Origin of the sequence: Kitasatospora sp. NPDC007106 (assembly GCF_040634455.1) — a bacterium.
GTDB classification, from domain to species: Bacteria; Actinomycetota; Actinomycetes; order Streptomycetales; family Streptomycetaceae; genus Kitasatospora; species Kitasatospora arboriphila.
Window position 1 is genome coordinate 1 of record NZ_JBEYFP010001191.1, and the last position, 1478, is coordinate 1478.

1 protein-coding gene and 1 pseudogene are annotated in these 1478 nt (G+C 71.3%); one reads left to right on the top strand and one right to left on the bottom strand.

All coding sequences use genetic code 11. The annotated features are described in order from the left end of the window. Positions 1-418: pseudogene (locus tag ABZ641_RS37035) on the bottom strand (competence CoiA family protein); the annotation flags it as partial. 656 nt (positions 419-1074) lie between these two features. Between ABZ641_RS37035 and ABZ641_RS37040 the strand changes: the two are divergent. Next, positions 1075-1478: hypothetical protein (locus tag ABZ641_RS37040; protein WP_359988964.1), on the top strand; the 404-nt coding region annotated here is incomplete at its 3' end.

The following is a 1478-nucleotide window of genomic DNA, read 5'->3' on the forward strand; positions in this document are numbered from 1 at the left end:
CGTGGTTGGCGCGGTCGAAGTGGGTGATGCGTGCGGGGTCGAGCCCGGCCGTGGCCAGCTCGCGGGCCTCTCGGGCGTTGCGCACGAACACGCGCTTGGTGAGCAGCTTCGGGCAGTGGGCGACGAACGCGGGGCAGGGGCGGACGATGCCGTAGATGCGGCGCCGGTGCCCGACGGTCGCCCGGGCGGGCCACCCGTAGGCGAACTGCGGCGCGATCTCGCCGAGTCCGGTCTCGGCGCGGGCGGCCATCTCCTTCCACGTCTGTCGGTTCACCGCGTCGGCCAGTTCCCCGCACTGGGCCGGGGTGAGGCGCTTCCACCAGCTGCGGGCGACGGCGAGTTCGGCGGCCTGTGCGGCCTGGTACTGCCGTTCGGCTTCCTGCTCGACAAGGCCGACCTCGCGATCGCGTGCGCTCAACCGGCCACTGCGCTGTCGCGAACGACCGTCCGTGAGCTGCTGCGGGGCCGCCGCCCTGCTCAGGTTCACCCTGGCGACACGCTGCACCGCTCGGCGGTCGTCCTCAGCCTTGCCGGTGCCGACGCGCTCGTGGTGGCGGCTGAACGCGGGATCCCGGTGGGCCTGGTGACGGCCGGCGATGTGGTCGCCGCGTTCGCCGGCCAGAAGCCGGCCGCCTGGACGGCTCCGGCCGACGGCCCGCCCGGCGGCGGGCCGCACGTCTTGCTGCCCGGTCTTCCGCCACGCCGGCAGGAGCGCCGGACCGGGGTGCCGTGAGGCGGGCACATGGTGCGAAAGGAGCATCCGACGCGAGAAGGAGCACGAGGGACCGTGAAGGCGTGCCGTACTGGTTGTCGAGGCGGTACCAGGCTATCGACAACCACGCCACCTTTGACGGCCTTCAACGGCTGCTGTCGCGCAGCCGCCGGCCGGGCGATCACGGCCCGAGCCGGGCAGCGCCGTCCGGTCTCGATTCCGTGCGCTGTGGCGGGGCCGTCGAAGGAGGCCTGCCAAGCGCTGAGTACCCATTTGGCTGCGCCGGCGGGCAGTTGCCCCCGGGAATCCTCATGCTCGGGTGCGGCGGAGATCCTGCCGCCCATGACGTACGAGGAGCGCGGATGTCAGCACTGATCAGGAGAATAACTGCCAGGACAGCAGCAACTGGGGCTCTGGCCGCAGTTTTCGTGTTCGCCGGCCCTGCGTACGCGGACGGGGTCTCCTCGCCGTTCAAGGGCCGCACCGAGAGCGGAAACCTCGTCGTGCGGAGCGGGGACATCATTGTCTGCTTCGGAGAGAACCAGGTGGTGGTGGCCGACACCGAGGGCAAGTTCCGCCAAACCGACGGGCCCGGCACGAGCTTCACCACACCGGCCGGGGCCGCGTTCAAGACCCTCGACACCGGGAAGAAGTTCCCGCCCCTGCAGAACGGCGGCGTCGAGGTGAGCTTCGGGGGCGCCAGCGCTGTGGTCACCTGCCCCAAGAGCCTCGTTCCGGCGACCTCCGCGTTCGTACCGAAGTCGAC